The sequence below is a fragment of the Arthrobacter sp. 135MFCol5.1 genome, from assembly GCF_000374865.1.
Classification (GTDB): domain Bacteria; phylum Actinomycetota; class Actinomycetes; order Actinomycetales; family Micrococcaceae; genus Arthrobacter.
This window is the reverse complement of the sequence record NZ_KB895454.1, coordinates 341,507-357,162: the sequence shown is the minus strand read 5'-3', so window position 1 is coordinate 357,162 and position 15,656 is coordinate 341,507. Positions and strand designations below refer to the sequence as shown.

The following is a 15,656-nucleotide window of genomic DNA, read 5'->3' as shown; positions in this document are numbered from 1 at the left end:
ACGCGGCCCCTAGACTACTCCCAGAGGATGTCTTCGAACACTTGATTCGCGCTACGGGCCTGCTGCCTTGCGGGCTTTTGCCGCCGGAGGTGGGACGTGAGCACTGAGCAGCCGTGGCGCTCCCCAATGCGGGACCAGATGGAAGACCTGCTGCGGGATTTCACAGCCAGGGGCGATGAGCTGCTGGATACCCGCGAGCGGATCAACGGCCTCTTGGCGGCCGTCATAGCCGTCGCGGAGGACCTGAGCCTTGAAGCGGTCCTGGACCGGCTGGTGCGGTCTGCCTGCGCCCTGGTGGGTGCCGGCTACGGGGCGCTTGGTGTCATTGGCGAGGACCGCCGGCTCAGCCACTTCATCACGGTGGGAATTGATGAGGCGGGCATCCGTTCCATCGGAGACCTGCCCACCGGGCACGGTGTCCTCGGGCTCCTGATCCGCGAACCCAAGCCGCTGCGCCTTCATGACCTCGGCCAGCACCCCATAGCGTCGGGTTTTCCACCCAACCATCCGCCGATGAGGACATTCCTGGGTGTGCCGGTCCGCGTCCGGGACGAGGTATTCGGAAACCTGTACCTGACCGAAAAGCAGGGCGGCGTTGATTTCACGCAGGAAGACGAAGACCTCGCAGTGGCCTTGGCGGCCGCAGCCGGGGTCGCGATCCAGAACGCCCGCCTCTTTGAAGACAGCAGCCGCCGGCAGAAATGGCTGGAGGCCGGCATGGAACTGAGCAGCCGACTGATCATGGAGCCCCATGCAGGGGATGCGGAAAGCCTGGATATCGTGGCCGGGACCGCCCTCAAGGCAGCCGACGCCTCGGTGGCCTTCATCGGAGTTCCGGCCGGCGACGGCGTGATCCGGTGCCGGTCGTGCCTTGGCGTGCAGGGCATCAAGGCAGGGCAGGAACTGGTGGTTTCCAGTGCAGTAACCGGAGTCTTCGCAACCGGCGAATCTTTCGTGGCTCCGGAGCCGCGCCAGGTCTTCGAGCACGCGATTGTCGAAACGCTGGGGCCTGTCCTTGTCTGCCAACTGGGGCACGGCAACAGCGGCAACGGGGTGCTTGTCCTGGCCCGTGCCCACGGAGCTGCCGCTTTTACCCAGGCTGACGCCGAATCCAGTTCGATCTTTGGGAGCAGGATCGGCTTGGCCCTGGACCTGGCACGCGTGAGTGCCCTGCGCGAGCAGGACCTGCTCCTGACGGATCGGGAACGGATTGCCCGCGACCTGCACGACCTTGTCATCCAGCGGTTGTTTGCTGCCGGCCTGAGCATCCAAAGCCTGCGACGCTTCACCACAGACCCCGTGGCCCATGATCGAATTGCTGCGGTCACCAAGGAACTTGATGACACCATCCGCAAGCTGCGGGACACCATTTACTCGCTTCGCACGGCAGATGTGGAACGGGAACCCCTCACCGGCCGGATCCTCCGGGTTGTCCGGGAAAGCTCGCGCAGCTACGGGCTGATTCCCAAGGTGTCGCTCGACGGTCCGGTGGATTCGGTCAGGGAAGATGTGGCTGCCCAACTGCTGCCCGTGCTCTCCGAAGCGCTCAGTAACGCGTTGCGGCACTCCGGTGCCGAGGAGATCCAGGTCAGCCTCACCGTTTCCGGCGATGACGTCCAGCTGTGCATTCAGGACAACGGCCATGGATTCAGCGGACCCGCCACGGAAAGCGGGCTTGCCAACATGCGCTACCGCGCCGGGCTTCTTGGCGGCCGCTGCGACATCGACAGCATCCCCGGCGAGGGCACGTCAGTGAAATGGGTTGCCCGCCTGTCCTGAGTGCGCGTCGGCCGGCGGCGCGGCACCCCTGTTGGGGGTACCCGGTCAGGCGCCGTCCGTACTGTTCCGGGTGACGTAGACGGCGGCCTGCGTCCGCCGTTCAAAACCGAGCTTGGCCAGGATGGACGAGACGTAGTTCTTGACCGTCTTTTCCGCCAGGAACAGTTCATCGCCAATCTGCCTGTTGGTCAGGCCCTGGCCGATCAGGGCGAGCACTTTCTTCTCCTGGGTGCTCAGCCCGTCCAGGCGGGGGTCCGTGGGTGCTGTGGAAAGGCCCGCGATGATCCGTTGCTCAACGCCCGGTTCAAACAGGGACTCGCCCGCCGCCGCCCTCCGGATGCCGGCAAGGAGGTCATCGCTCCTGATCTGCTTCAGGATGTACCCGGATGCGCCGGCCAGGACGGCGCCGCGAAGGGCCTGCTCGTCGTCGTAACTTGTGAGGATCAGGCAGCGCAGGCGTGGATCAAGGGACCTGACGTCGCGGCACACCTCAATTCCGGTGCCGTCGGGAAGGCGCCCGTCAAGGACGGCAATGTCGGGGTGCAGGGCCGGGATACGGCGGGTGGCCTCGGCCGCCGATCCGCTTTCGCCAACCACCACGAAACCCTCGCCCTCAAGGAGGTCCCTCAGGCCCTGCCGGACAAGTTCATGATCGTCAAGGATGAACACCCGGACCGGCCCGGAGGACCCGGTGGCTTCACTGCCGGCAGTTTCATGCATGTGCACCCACGCTCCCAAACGCTTGCAGGACCAAACCGCACCTGTGCGGGCAGCTCCCCGGAGCGGCCACACCCCATTCTTACCCGCAACCGGCCCCGCCGGAAGGGACCAAAGTCCGCCGCGCCGGTCCTGTCGCTGCCGGGTGCACCGTCCGGACCGCGGAGCTGCTGTATGCCGCATGACTTTTGGCCCTGGTCCGGCGGCCGGCTCCGGTCCACGCTTGGTCCGAAGGGCAACGGGAGGAAATGTGGCAACAGCAGGGAACCAAGGGCCGTCCGCGGCACCTGAACGGCGCCCCAGGATCATCGTCGCAGTTGATGGTTCCGACGCGTCGGTCGCGGCGTTGCGCGTGGCGCGGGCGGTGGCTGAACCCCTGGGGGCTCCGGTTGAAGCATGGGCGTGCTGGGATGTCCCGGCCGGTTACGGGATTTACCTGGCCGTAGGCATTGAGGGTTTCAAGTATGCCGCCGAGCAGGTGCTGGGCCAGGCGATCCGGGACGCATTCGGACAGGCGCCGCCCTTTGTGCACCCCCGGGTGGTCCGCGGGAAGCCCGGCCCCGTTCTCCTGGACGCGAGCCGCACCGCATCGCTCCTGATCGTGGGACGGCGGGGCCACGGCAGCTTTGTCCTTGGCTCGGTCAGTTCAACCCTTGTCAGCCATGCCCACTGCCCGGTACTCGTGGTCCACGCCGCGGAAACCGGTGCCGCGGAAGAAGTTGCGCTGACCGACGCGACGGCACAGCCCTGAAGCGCCCCTGAAGCCCTGCACCGCCGGCCCGCTTGAACGTCGACCCGCCTGGCCCGATGCCGCCCGGGACGCTTGGCCCCGCACAGCCGGGACGCCGGCGTCGTCCTGCTATTCGCTGGTGGTGCCTTCCATCCGGGTGGCGTGCGGGGCTGCCTTCCGCGGCGACCAGTGCAGATCTTTGATGGCCCAGTACCCGGCACCGTTCATCACCGTGAAGCCGGCAATACCAACGACAGGGGCGTGGGCCACCAGGCCAAGCAGCAGGATGCAGACCCCGGCCGCGAAGAGCACCACTGCGCGCCGGAAGCTTGTCCGGCGGGACAAGGCGAAGGCGTCGTGGTTCAGCAGTACGGCGAGCCTGGGGTCGTCTTGCTCCAGGCCGTGCCCGATCAGTTCGAGTTCCCTTTTCTCGAATTCGGAAAGAGGCATCGTGGGCTCCCCGTGTCCGTTTCCTGCGGACTTTGGCTCAGGTGCCCGGGCGGCCGCGCAGGACGGCCAGCCTGTTCTGGTACTCCGCAACGTCGATCTCCCCGCGGGCGAAACGCTCCGCCAGCAGGTCTTCCGCCATCCGCGGAGACGGAGGCTGTGGATTGTGCGGGGAGGGGGCCCGCAGTGATCGGGCCAGCAGCACAATGCCGGTGATGATCGCTCCCCAGACCACCAGCATGCTGATGCTCATCAGGGCATAGCCCCACAGGCCCATGCCGTCGTTCCAGCCGTACACTTCCCCGACCTCCGATTCACAGAAGGCCGCCGCCAACCGGCTGCCTTCCCTTCCAGTATTGGATTGCGGGGTGGGCGCAGGCAGAGCCATTAGTCCCGTTCCGGCCGGCACCGGAGCCCTGCGCCGGCAGATCCGCCGCCGCTCGTGAGCCAGCGGGAAAACGATCTAGAAACCCTGCCGGCGCAGGCGCTTGTCGACGGCGACCGCCAAGGATGCGAGCATGGCCAGGCCGAGGATCCGCAGCCAGGCATCCAGTCCGATGGGGGCGGTATGGAAGAGTTCGTTCATGAGGGGAACGTAGGTGAGGGCCACCTGTCCGGCGGACTGGAGGCCCACCCCGAGGAGGAGCCAGCGGTTGCCGAATGGCCTGATCCGCCAGGCCGGCCGGGTAAGGGACCGGCAGCTGAAGAGGTAGGAGACCTCAACGGCCACGAAGAGATTCACGGCGGACGTCCGGGCCTGGGCAACGGATGCACCGACGGTGAGCTCGTGGCCAAAGAGCCACCAGGTGCCCGCGACCAGGAGCGCTGAGACGAGCATGACGCGCACGGTGAGGGCCCAGGTCAGGAGCGGACGGTCCGGTGCCCTCGGCGGCCGGGTCATCAGTCCGGGCTCTTTCGGTTCGAAGGCGAGCATCAGCCCAAGGGCAACGGCTGTGGTCATGTTTATCCAGAGGATCTGGGTAGGGAGGATGGGGAGCGTCCCGCCCGCCAGGATGGCCGCCAGGATCACCAGCCCCTCTGCCATGTTGGTTGGCAGGGTCCAGACCATGAACTTGACCAGGTTGTCGAAAACGTTCCGTCCTTCTTCAACGGCAGCCTCAATGGTGGCAAAGTCGTCATCCGTCAGGACAATGTCCGAGGCTTCCTTGGCCACCTCGGTTCCGCTGCGCCCCATGGATATGCCAACATTGGCCTGCCGGAGGGCGGGCGCATCGTTGACGCCGTCCCCGGTCATGGCCGCCACATGGCCCCGGGACTGGAGGGCCTGAATAAGGCGGAGCTTCTGTTCCGGGGAAACCCGGGCGAACACCGTGGCGCGTTCCACCGCATCCGGCAGCCGATCGGCTGGAATGGTGTCCAGCTCCGCGCCGGTGAGCGCTGCTCCGGGTTCTGGACCGTTGGTCAGCCCTACCGCCGCGGCGACAGTCAGGGCGGTCCGGACGTGGTCGCCGGTGATCATCTTGACGGCCACCCCGGCGCGTCGGCACGCCAGGACTGACGATGCCGCCGCTTCACGCGGCGGATCGTGCATTGCCTGGAGCCCGGTCAGGGTCATGCGTCCTTCCAACTCCGTGCCGTCAAGGGCTCCGGTAGCCGCGGGGAGGCGCATCATGGCCGTTGCCAGCACACGCAGTCCACCGTCGGCGAGCGCATGTGCAGCATTGGCCACGGCCTGCCTGCGGAGCGGCCTGGCGCCGCCTTGTGCGTCCATCTCGCCACCGCAGAGTTCAAGGACACGTTCCACGGCGCCTTTGACAAACACGAACCCGGTACCGTCCGGATGCGCGGAGCGATGCATCGTGGCCATGAACTGACGCTCAGGAGTAAAGGCCAGTTCGGCGTGCCGCGGCCAGCCGGCGAGGAACTCCGCAAGCGAGATGCCTCCCTTCCCGGCGGCCACCAGCATCGCGGCCTCGGTGGGATCTCCGCGCACCTGCCAGGTTGCTCCCTCGCGGCGGACACCGGCGTCATTGCAGGCTGCCCCAGCCAGGAGGCACCATCGCAGTGCCTCGTCCCGGATCCCGTCGCGCCCCAGGGACACCGGCGGCTGCGCTGTGCCGCCGGTGTGGATGGTGCCTGGGGGAATGATGTGTCCCTCCGGGCTGTAGCCGGTGCCTGTCACGCCATACCTGCCGGCAGGGGTCCAGAGGACTCGGACGGTCATCTGGTTTTCGGTGAAGGTTCCTGTTTTGTCCGAACAGATCACGGTGACACTGCCGATCGTCTCCACAACCGGAAGCCGGCGGACCACGGCACGGCGCCTCGCCATCCGGCGGACGCCGATGGCAAGGGCCACCGTGACAGCGGCTGGCAGGCCTTCGGGGATGGCCCCAACGGCAAGGGCGACGGCTGCGGTGAACATTTCTTCGGGCGGTTCACCGCGTGCCACGCCGGCAAGGAAAGCCACGCCCGCCAGGGCAAGGATGGCCGCGGTAAGCGTTGTGCTGAACCGTGCCAGCTTGCGCGTAAGGGGCGTGGCCTCGGGCCGGATGTCGCCGATGAGCCGGTGGATTTCGCCGAGTTCGGTTTCGCCGCCGATAGCGACGACGATCCCTGCCCCGGTTCCGGCAGTCACCAACGTGCCGCTGTACAGCATGTTCCGCCGGTCTGCCACGGGTGTGGACCGGGGGAGCACCACCTGGTCCTTGGCAACCGGTTCGGATTCGCCGCTCAGGGCGGATTCATCCACCCGCATCGCTGAAAGGCGGACCAGGCGCAGGTCGGCGGGGACCCTGTCACCCGCTTCCAGCAGCACCAGGTCTCCGGGCACCAGGTCTTCGGAGGGAACGCTCAACCTTTCGCCGCGCCGCACGACTGCCGCATGGGTGCGAACCATGGAGTGGAGGGCATCGAGGGCCGCGTCGGCCCGAACCTCCTGGATGAAACCGATGAGCGTATTGACCAGAACCACGGCGAGGATCACCCCGGCGTCCAGGAACCCGCGAAGGAACGCGGTCACCGCGGCGGACGCCAGCAGGACGTAAACCAGCGGGTTGTTGAACTGGCGCCCGAGTTTGCCGGCAATACCCCCGCGCCGTGGCCGGGGAAGCATGTTCGCGCCGAACTGCGCCCGCCGGCGGACCACCTCGGCCGGGTCCAGGCCTATGGCGGTGTCCGTGCCAAACAGCAGCACCACTTCGTGGACGGGCAGTCCATGGTGGGCCGGGCCCGGGGTGCCTGCCGGGGTGGTCCCTGCCGGCGTCTTGTTGCCCATGATGGTGGTGCGGCCGGAGGCTAGCGCGCCAGCAGGGCATCGAGAGTGACAAAACCGTAGCCAGCGGCCCTGATGCGGTCGATGACCCGGGGGAGGGCGTCCGCGTCGAGCGTGGTGCCGTCGTCGGGATTTGAACCGATGTGCATCAGGATGATCTCCCCGGGCTGCAGCCCGGCCTGGACACGGTCGGCCACCGACTGGACGCTGGCGCCGCCACTGGTTCCTTTCCACCCCAAAGTGTCCACCGTCCATCGAACAGCCACATATCCCAGGGCGTTGACGGCCGCGATGGTCCGCGCATCACGGTCCCCGTAGGGGAACCGGAACAGGGGCCTGGGGTCGGCGCCCGCGGCCAGGATGGCCTGTTCTGCACTTCGCACCTCGTTGACGATGGCGTCCCCTGCCAGCCCGGTTAACCCTGGATGCGTCATGGAATGGTTTGCCACCCGGTGCCCGGCTGCGGCAATCTGTGCCACTCCCTGCGGGTTGCTGGCAGCCCAGTTTCCGGTCAGGAAGAAAGTGCCGGCAACGCCCTTGGCCGCGAGGGTGGACAGGATTCCAGCCAGCCCTGCCGCGTTGGCTCCGGCATCGAAGGTGAGTGCGACGTTGGGGCCTGCCCCGGGAACGACTGTGAGGTCCTGGCCGCGGAGGGCTTCGGGAAACTCCGGGAGCGGGGGAGCCGGGGGAGCCGGAGGTGCCGGGGGTGCCACCGGTTCATCCGGTACCTCGGAGGGCCCGGCCGGCGGGATCGTGGCTGGAGGTTCCACCGGTGTCCCGCCCGCTTCGGGCGTGTCCGTTTCTGCCGGCGGCGCAGTGCCGGGGGCAGCATCCGCGCTGGCTGATGCGGACCGGATGGGTTGGGTTGCGGCCGGGGCGTCAGACGCCCCCGACGGGGTGGGCAGGGGCGGGCCGGCCGCCGGTGCGGGGCGAAACAGGGCCAGGGCGACGGCGAGGACCACCAGCGCGCCGGCGATCGCCAGGGCGAGCGTCCGTCGTCGTACGTCATCCGCCGGCACTTGCCTCACCCGCCCGGCACGCCGGTGGCTGTTGGCGTCGTCGCCGTCGCCGTCAGGAGGCCTTGGAATCGGCGGTGCTGGCCTCCGGGGTGTGAACCACCAGGACCGGGCAGTGGGCATGGGCGACGACGGCGGAGCTCACCGAGCCCAGGAGCAGGCCGCCGAACCCGCCGTGCCCGCGGCGCCCCACCACGACCATGTCAGCCTCGCGGCTGGCGTCGATCAGCGCCTCCCGCGGATGGCTCCGGACCAGCGTGGCGGTGACGTTCGACGGCGTGTCGGCGCCGAAGGCCTGCGTCACGGCGCCGTCGAGGACTGCTTTAGCGCCTTCCTCGAAGCCTTCCACGCCCATCATCACGTAGCCGGTATACACCTGGGGGTAGTCCCAGCAGGCTACCGCCTGGACTTTGGCGCCCAACGGGACGGCCATCCGCTGGGCCTGGCGGAGGGCTTCAACGGACGCCTCCGATCCGTCGACGCCCACCACGATGTTGGTTATCGGTGCCCCGGCAACGCTCATGTCTGCTCCTTCATCGGACCCGGCTGGTCACGCCCATCATCGTTCGCCCCGGCGGCCGGGAGGTAGGGGCGAAGGTCACTGCACCGGCCCCACGCTTTGGGGCCCGCCCGCCGGCGGCGGCCCGGCCGCGGCGGGTGGAAGGCCCGCCGGGGGAGCGGCCGGGGCCACGCCGGGCTCACCGGCACCTTGGTCAAGCCGGAAGGGCGGGTACTCGTCACTCATCAGTGAGGTGTACACCAGGACCCGGTAGATCCAGCGGTCCACGCCGAGGATGAAATCGAACAATGGACGCTGGTAGCGGCCGGTGAACAACAGGATGACCGCCGCAATCAGCACCAGCAGGCCCAGGAGGGACAGGCCCGATCCGCGTTCATACGTGCCACCGATGATGTCGTTCCCTGCCTCCCACCGCCATACGGCGCCCGTGGTGCCCGCGAATGCGGCCACGAGGAGAAGATGCGGGATGGCCAGGAGCCACCATTTCACCAGGACCAGGCCGCGGGAGAGCCGCTCAGGGTAGTCCACGTCGAAGTCGGCAGGATAGTTGGTGCGCCTCAGCGTGAAAGGCGGGTAGAGATCGGTGCCGACGGCGGCGTAGGCGTAGAAGGCCACCCGCCAGTTCCAGCGCATCACGCCGACGTTGAAGTCGAACAGTGCCCGCGGGTAGTGGCCGGTGAACAGGATGGCGAATCCTGCCACGATCGTGGTGATGACAAAGGCGAACCAGAGGAAGAACAGAAGGATGAAGTGTGGAATGGCCAGGAACCACTTGACCAGCCACAACCAGCGGGAGAGGCCTGGATCCAGTTCGCCCACCAGCCTCGCCGGGTAGCCCGTGGGGGGAACAGGTACCGGAGCGAAGGCTTGTGGTTCATGGAATGCCCCGTACGGCGCCGGAGTGCCGGGTACTGCTGGTCCGGCGGCCTGGCCTGGCCCGGCCATGGCCATCGCCGGGCCTGCGGTTGCCGGTGCTCCCACCGGCGGGCCGCCCCTTGGGGGTCCTGCGTGCCGCCCCAGCCCAGCCGCGCCGACAATGATCAGGGCTATCCCGATCAGCAGGGCAATAATCCCGGCCACCAGCAGGGCCGTGGCCGCCGGACGGAAGAGGTCTGAGTGGAAGCCCGCCTGCAGTTGGACGTCCACGCCGGAGGAGGCGTCAGCGTTCATCACCACGATTTCCCAGGCCCCCGGTGCCAGGTTCCAGGTGAGTTCCTGCTGGCCGAAGCCGGAAACCGAGGCGCTCCAGATGCCTTGGTCCGCCGGCGGGGTGGCAGGACTGGTCCCGGGAACATCACGATAATCGGCCCGGAACGGCCGCTGGGAGACGTTGAGCAGTTCGGAGTGGTGCACGCCGGCCAGGTACTTTTCGACGTCGGCCTGCGGTGCGATGCCAATGAAGACCGCCTTGCCCGCCGTCTCGGATTCTGCCCGCAGCCGCAGGGTACCAATGTCAAAGGGAAGCCGGCCGGGCACTTCCTGCCCCATGGTGTCGCCGCGTGGGGAAGTCAGGGCGAAGGAGTTCACCGAGAACCGTGACGTACCGGACGTGAGGAATCCGTCTCCCTGGATCGACCCCACTGCGGAAGCCACGGCGCCTCCCGCCAGTGCTGCAAGGCCCGGGAGTGCCAGCAGGATCCCAAGGATCAGCATGATGATTGCGGCGGGTTTTTTCATGGCGCCGGACCTTCCGGGTGGGGTCATGGACAGGTGGGGAAGAGGACCTGCAGGCTCTGCGGCTAGATGGTGTCCTTCATGGCCTGGGTCCGGGTAATGATGGTGGGGCAAGGAAGGTGCTTCAGCACGCCATGGGCGGTGGAACCAAGGAGCAGGCGCTTGAAGGCGCCCCGTCCGCGGCTGCCCACCACCAGGAGGCGGGCCCCTGCGGCGGCGTCGACCAGGGCGTCCACCGGGCCCTTGTCCGATACAAGGCGCTGGTGCACCGTCAGGTCGGGGTAGTCTTCCTTGAGCCCCGCGACGGTTTCGGAGAGAACAACGCGTTCCTCATCGACGATCAGGTCAGCGAGGGCGCCGGGTGTCAGGCCCGCATCGACGACCGGATTCGGGATGTTAACGGCGTAGACGACCGTGAGTTCGTCACCATTGCGGTCTGCTTCGGCAGCGGCGAACGCGACAGCCTGGGTCGATTCCGCGGACCCATCCACGCCCACCACGACGCCCGTCCTGCCCTCAAGGTCCTGGGTTCCGATAACGGCGACCGGGACTTTCGCCGCGGTGGCAACCTGGAGCGCCCGGTCGGCCAGGGTGCCGCCGAGGTGTCCGCTCCCGGAGCCGATGACCATCATGGAGGCCTTCTTGGAGTATTTGGCCAACGATCCGCCCACGCTCCCGGTGAGCATTTCCGTGGCGGGCGTGATCGGGACGGATCCTTCAAGGCGCGCGGCGGCGGTCTTCAGGAGTTCCTCGCCAGCGTGCTGCAGGGTCCCGAACCAGGGGTAGGGCTCGGCGATCCACCGGTCATCGACGACGTGGAGGATCACCAGGGGCAGCTTGGCGTCGTGTGCACGGCGGGCAGCCCACAAGACTGCGGCCTGGCTTTGTGCTGAATCGTTGGTGCCCACGGCGATGGGTTTCTGGGATGACATGGCCGCACTTCCTGCTTGTCGTGAAAGGGTCTTCCTGCCCTTCAAGACTGGCCCCCGCCCCACCGGCACTCTAGGGCCTAAAGTCACCGAAGCAGGCGTGCAGGAGGGCCGCTAGGCCGAAGGTGCCGGCGGCGGTGCCGGTGGATCGCCGGCCGTTGCTTCGCGTCCGGACAGCGTCCTGTAGATGGTCCATCCGACGGCGGCCAGCGGGACTGCGAGCAGCGCCCCGACCACCCCGGCCAAGGTGGCCCCGGCCGTCAGCGCCAGGATGATGACCAGCCCGTGGATCCGCAGGACCCGGCCCATGAAGACTGGCTGCAGGATGTGGTGTTCGAACTGGTTGGCAGCCACCAGGATGATCAGCACGATGAGCGCCGGTACCGGCCCGTTTTCCACCAGGGCTACCAGTACGGCGAGGCTGCCGGCGGTGGTTGCCCCGATGATCGGAATGAACCCGCCCAGGAAGACCACGGCGGCCAGCGGCACGGCCAGGGGGACCCGAAGGATGAGCAGCCCCACCAGCACCAGGATCGCATCGATCGCGGCAATGATGAGGGTGCCCCGGACGTAGCCGCCGAGCACCAGGAGGCTGCGTTCCGCGGCCAACTGTGCTTTTCCTTGATGGTTGCCGGGAAGGAACCCGATCAGGAACGACCGGATCCTCTCGCCGTCCTTGAGGAAGAAGAAAAGGATGACGGCCGTCAGGACCGTGCCGGCAGCTATCTCCCCGGCGGTCCTGAGTCCGGTCAGCGCATCGGCTCCCAGGGTTCCGCCGGCAAGGAACTTCTGGAATTCGTTGCGGGCCGCGTCGATTTGTGCGCCGGTCAGTGCGACGGGTCCCGTGGTGATGAATTGCTGCAGTTGGCCAATCCCTGCTTCCGCCCGTGCTGCCAGAACCGGGGCCTGCTGGCGGACCAGTGCAACGATGCCGCCCACCACTCCGGCCGCGACGGCGATGATCACCAGGAAGGATGACAGCACGGCCAGCGACCGGGGGAACCCGCGGGCGGCGAGCCACCGCACGGCGGGAGCCATTGCCGACGCCAGGATCAGGGCGACCAGAACGGGTACGGTCACCAGCGGAACCCGGGTGGCGGCCACCACGGCCACCCAGGCGAGCGCCAGCAGCGAGAGCGCCTGGACGGCCCTGATGCTGGCCCTGCCCAAACCATCCGCCCAGAGCGCTGACATCCTTGCCGCGGGGGACTGGGTCCGGGACGGTTCTGTCCCGTGACTGTCCGGGGATACATTGCTGCGTTCCATCGGTTCTCCTTGCTTGCGGTCAACGCCCGGCCCACGACATGATGCACCTTGGTTACCTTGTACCCCGCGTCCCCCTCAAAGTCGAAACAAACGCACGTGTTGACTGGGGCCGCCTGTTCACGGGCATTATGTTTACTCAGTAACCTTATTGTTCCCCCGACCGGGCAACCCGAAAGGCGCCAGATCCATGGATTCAAAAGAATTGCTCCTCGAGTCCTTTGGCCGCCTCCCGGGCCTGGTCCGGCAGGTGCTCGACGGGCTCGACGAGGAACAGCTCCAGCACCGCCCCTCCGGCCGCGGCAACTCCATCGCCTGGCTGGTGTGGCACCTGGGGAGGGTGGAGGATGCGCAGGTCGCCTCCGCCTCGGAGTTGGAACAGGTCTGGACGTCGGAAGGCTTCGTGTCGCGTTTTGGCCTCCCGTTGGCGGAAGGCGACACGGGCTATGGCCACTCCAGCGGCCAGGTGGATGCTGTCCGGGCATCCGGTGAGCTCCTGCTTGAGTACTGTGAAGCAGTCCACCGGCAGACCACGAAGGTCCTCGAAAGCCTGGAAGAACAGGACCTGGACCGCGTGGTGGACAGGCGCTGGGATCCGCCGGTGACCCTTGGGGTGCGGCTTGTCAGCATTCTGGGGGACTGCCTCCAGCATGCCGGCCAGGCGGCCTATGCCAAGGGGCTGGATGATGCAGGGGCCAGCGGCGGCAGGGCCTGAAGCTCTCCGTGCAGGAAGGGCGGGCGGCACCACGGCGATAGGGTTAACCCATGACGGCAGCAGCTGAATCCACGGTCACCTTCGACGGCCACTTCGCCCGTGAACTGGCGGAACTTGCCGTTCCCTGGCAGGCCGAGGAAGCTCCGGACCCCGAACTCCTGGTCCTGAATGAAAAGCTCGCAGCAGGCCTGGGCCTTGACCCGCGATACCTCCGCAGTCCCGAAGGGGTGCGCCTCCTCGTGGGCAACCACGTTCCCGCCGGTGCCACCCCGGTGGCGCAGGCTTACGCGGGCCACCAGTTCGGCGGCTACTCCCCATTGCTCGGCGACGGACGCGCGCTCCTGCTGGGGGAAGTCACGGACCGCGCCGGCCGCCTGCTGGACATCCACCTCAAAGGCTCGGGGCGCACCCCCTTCGCCCGCGCCGGGGACGGCCGGGCCGTCGTCGGGCCAATGCTGCGCGAGTACGTTGTCAGTGAGGCCATGCACGCCCTGGGTATTCCCACCACGCGCTCCCTCGCCGTCATGGCGACGGGGCGGCAGGTCCGGCGCGAGGGCATGCTGCCCGGTGCTGTCCTGGCACGGGTGGCCAGCAGCCACTTGAGGGTTGGGAGTTTCCAGTACGCCCGGGCCACGGAGAACATGGACCTGCTCAAGCGGCTGGCTGACCACGCCATCAGCAGGCACTATCCGGACGCTGCAGTCGCCCCAAACCCCTATCTGGCACTGTTTGCGTCCGTCTGTTCCGCCCAGGCCGGGCTGGTGGCCCGGTGGATGCTGGCGGGATTCGTGCACGGGGTCATGAATACGGACAACATGACCATCTCAGGGGAAACCATTGATTACGGCCTGTGTGCGTTCCTGGATGCCTTCGATCCCGCCGCCGTGTTCAGTTCCATCGATGTCAGTGGCCGTTACGCCTACGCCAACCAGCCAGTCGTTGCCGAATGGAACCTTGCCCGCCTTGCCGAGGCAATGCTGCCGCTCGTTGACGAAGACGAGGACAAGGCTGTTGCTGCAGCGGTGGAGGTGCTTGGTGGATTCCGTGGACAGTACAGCACGGCGTGGACGGGCGGCATGAAAACCAAACTGGGTCTTGCCGCTGGAAACGCCAGCGACGACGCCGCGTCCAGCCTTATTGACGATGTGGTGGCCATCCTCAAGGACGGCCCGGTGGATTACACCCTGTTCTTCCGTAACCTTGGCAGGGCGGCCCGCGGCGACCTGCGCCCGGTGCGCGGGATGGTGATGGATTTGGCCGGCTTCGACGCCTGGTCGGAGCGGTGGTTGGCGCTGCAACCCGACGCAGGGCTGATGGACAGCGTCAACCCGGCGTACATTCCACGGAACCATCTGGTGGAGGAAGCCCTCGCCGCCGGCACGGAGGGAGATCCTGCCCCGTTGCACCGCCTGCTTCAGGCCGTGACCGATCCTTTCACCGAGCGGGCCGGGCTGGAACGCTACATGGACGGTGCCCCGGCGGACTTCGGGACCTATACGACCTTTTGCGGGACCTGATCCGACGACAACAGGAGGGTGGCAACCGGAGACCCGGCTGCCACCCTCCTGTTGGGAGCAGGCTTTACTGCGCGAAGACTAGGCGACGCGGACCACTGAGTAGCCGCTGAGCCAGCTGATGGAGTGCACCTGCGTGGTGTAGCCGTTGACGCCGCCACTCACAACCTGGCCGTTGCCGGCGTAAACGCCCACGTGGCCGGAGGTGATGATGAGGTCGCCGGGTGCCGGGCTCCCGACCACGCTGCCGTACTGGAAGAACTGCGTGGGAGCCAGGTCGCCGACGCTCTTGCCGACGGAGCGCAGGGCCTTTTCAACCATGGCGGTGCAGTCCTGGCTCACGCCGACCTGGCCGTAGGCGGAGGCCAGGATGGCAGCACCGGTCCCGCTCCCGGTGGTGGACGCCACCGGCGTTGCTGATGCGTAGGACATGTTCATGCCGGTGTTCGCCGGTGCGGTGGCGGCTGCCGCCTGGACGGGGGCCGCTGCCGGCGCCGGGGCAGGTGCTGCCACGTAGCCGGCGCCGGGGATCTGGATCTGGTCACCGGGGTAGATGATGGACGACAATCCCAGGCCGTTGGCAGCCAGGACGTCATTGAGGCTGACTCCGTACGCGGCCGAAATCGCGCCGAGGGTGTCCCCGGAAACGACGGTGTGGACGGTTGCTGCCGCGGCTGCCGGAGCAGTTGCAGGAGCTGCGGCGGCCTGGACGCTGGCCTGCTCAGTGGTGTCCGCGCCCGTCACGCCCGCATGGGCCGGGGCGCCGACGCCGAACGCGATGCCGGACGCGGCGGCAACAGCGAGGGCCGGACGGCCAAACGAACGGGCCTGTGATTTGGCCGTCACGGCGAGTCCCTCGAGCGCAATGGAGCGGGCCGGGGTCGCGCGGTGGCGGGCAGTGCTGAGATTCTTTGACACGATTGATCGCCTCTCCCATGCCTGCGGGGTGAGCTGTCGGGTTCGGGTTGGAGATACCCGGCCGAACATATCTCCGCGGTGGGCGGAGGAGCTGTCCGACTTAACCCCAAGACCTGAAAGGTCGTGGAAACTTGGTTCCCCCGTCCCTGCCAGCATGAATGCGGTTGAATCCCGGTATCAGCGGCAGGGCTCGGCAAACTGA

Annotated in this window: 14 protein-coding genes and 1 riboswitch; of the genes, 4 read left to right on the top strand and 10 right to left on the bottom strand. The window is 67.4% G+C overall.

Annotation, left to right across the window (positions count from 1 at the left end; genetic code table 11):
• The first annotated feature begins 126 nt into the window (after positions 1-126).
• A complete protein-coding gene (locus tag C563_RS0107865; protein WP_018761497.1) occupies positions 127-1,779 on the top strand; it encodes a GAF domain-containing protein in 1,653 nt (550 codons plus the stop codon).
• Positions 1,780-1,824: 45 nt separating this feature from the next.
• Here the strand turns inward: C563_RS0107865 and C563_RS0107860 are convergent, their stop codons facing one another.
• Positions 1,825-2,499, bottom strand: a complete 675-nt coding sequence (locus C563_RS0107860; protein ID WP_018761496.1) for a response regulator — start codon at positions 2,497-2,499, stop codon at positions 1,825-1,827.
• Positions 2,500-2,746: 247 nt separating this feature from the next.
• Here C563_RS0107860 and C563_RS0107855 point away from each other — a divergent pair, with 247 nt between their 5' ends.
• Complete coding sequence (locus C563_RS0107855; protein ID WP_018761495.1) at positions 2,747-3,247, top strand: universal stress protein; 501 nt, start codon at positions 2,747-2,749, stop codon at positions 3,245-3,247.
• Positions 3,248-3,355: 108 nt separating this feature from the next.
• Here C563_RS0107855 and C563_RS0107850 read toward each other — a convergent pair whose 3' ends face one another.
• The 8 genes from C563_RS0107850 to C563_RS20965 form a co-directional block, all read right to left on the bottom strand.
• On the bottom strand, positions 3,356-3,676 hold the full coding sequence (locus tag C563_RS0107850; protein WP_018761494.1) for a DUF3040 domain-containing protein: 321 nt from the start codon (positions 3,674-3,676) through the stop codon (positions 3,356-3,358).
• 37 nt (positions 3,677-3,713) lie between these two features.
• Positions 3,714-3,971 carry an SHOCT domain-containing protein gene (locus C563_RS0107845; RefSeq protein WP_026264502.1) on the bottom strand — a complete coding sequence of 86 codons (258 nt, stop codon included), beginning with the start codon at positions 3,969-3,971 and terminating at the stop codon, positions 3,714-3,716.
• 165 nt (positions 3,972-4,136) lie between these two features.
• Entirely contained in the window at positions 4,137-6,908 is a 2,772-nt protein-coding gene (locus C563_RS0107840) for a cation-translocating P-type ATPase (protein ID WP_018761492.1), read from the bottom strand.
• 20 nt (positions 6,909-6,928) lie between these two features.
• A complete protein-coding gene (locus C563_RS0107835) occupies positions 6,929-7,924 on the bottom strand; it encodes a polysaccharide deacetylase family protein (RefSeq protein WP_018761491.1) in 996 nt (331 codons plus the stop codon).
• A 52-nt stretch (positions 7,925-7,976) separates the two neighbouring features.
• The gene (locus C563_RS0107830) at positions 7,977-8,444 is read right to left on the bottom strand and encodes a universal stress protein (protein WP_018761490.1); all 468 of its coding nucleotides are present in this window, start codon (positions 8,442-8,444) and stop codon (positions 7,977-7,979) included.
• Positions 8,445-8,519: 75 nt separating this feature from the next.
• The gene (locus C563_RS0107825) at positions 8,520-10,118 is read right to left on the bottom strand and encodes a DUF4389 domain-containing protein (protein WP_018761489.1); all 1,599 of its coding nucleotides are present in this window, start codon (positions 10,116-10,118) and stop codon (positions 8,520-8,522) included.
• Positions 10,119-10,180: 62 nt separating this feature from the next.
• On the bottom strand, positions 10,181-11,047 hold the full coding sequence (locus C563_RS0107820) for a universal stress protein (protein WP_018761488.1): 867 nt from the start codon (positions 11,045-11,047) through the stop codon (positions 10,181-10,183).
• A 111-nt stretch (positions 11,048-11,158) separates the two neighbouring features.
• Positions 11,159-12,310 (bottom strand): AI-2E family transporter, encoded by a 1,152-nt coding sequence (locus C563_RS20965; RefSeq protein ID WP_155845122.1) that lies wholly within the window; start codon positions 12,308-12,310, stop codon positions 11,159-11,161.
• Between the two features lie 187 nt (positions 12,311-12,497).
• Here C563_RS20965 and C563_RS0107810 point away from each other — a divergent pair, with 187 nt between their 5' ends.
• Both C563_RS0107810 and C563_RS0107805 read left to right on the top strand, forming a co-directional pair.
• On the top strand, positions 12,498-13,022 hold the full coding sequence (locus C563_RS0107810; protein ID WP_018761486.1) for a mycothiol transferase: 525 nt from the start codon (positions 12,498-12,500) through the stop codon (positions 13,020-13,022).
• A gap of 50 nt (positions 13,023-13,072) precedes the next feature.
• Entirely contained in the window at positions 13,073-14,539 is a 1,467-nt protein-coding gene (locus C563_RS0107805; protein ID WP_018761485.1) for a protein adenylyltransferase SelO, read from the top strand.
• Between the two features lie 78 nt (positions 14,540-14,617).
• On the opposite strand, the gene C563_RS0107800 is transcribed toward C563_RS0107805, so the two are convergent.
• Positions 14,618-15,454: a C40 family peptidase gene (locus tag C563_RS0107800; protein WP_018761484.1), complete on the bottom strand. Its 837-nt coding sequence runs from the start codon at positions 15,452-15,454 to the stop codon at positions 14,618-14,620.
• Between the two features lie 3 nt (positions 15,455-15,457).
• A riboswitch (cyclic di-AMP (ydaO/yuaA leader) is annotated at positions 15,458-15,630 on the bottom strand.
• Between the last annotated feature and the right edge of the window lie 26 nt (positions 15,631-15,656).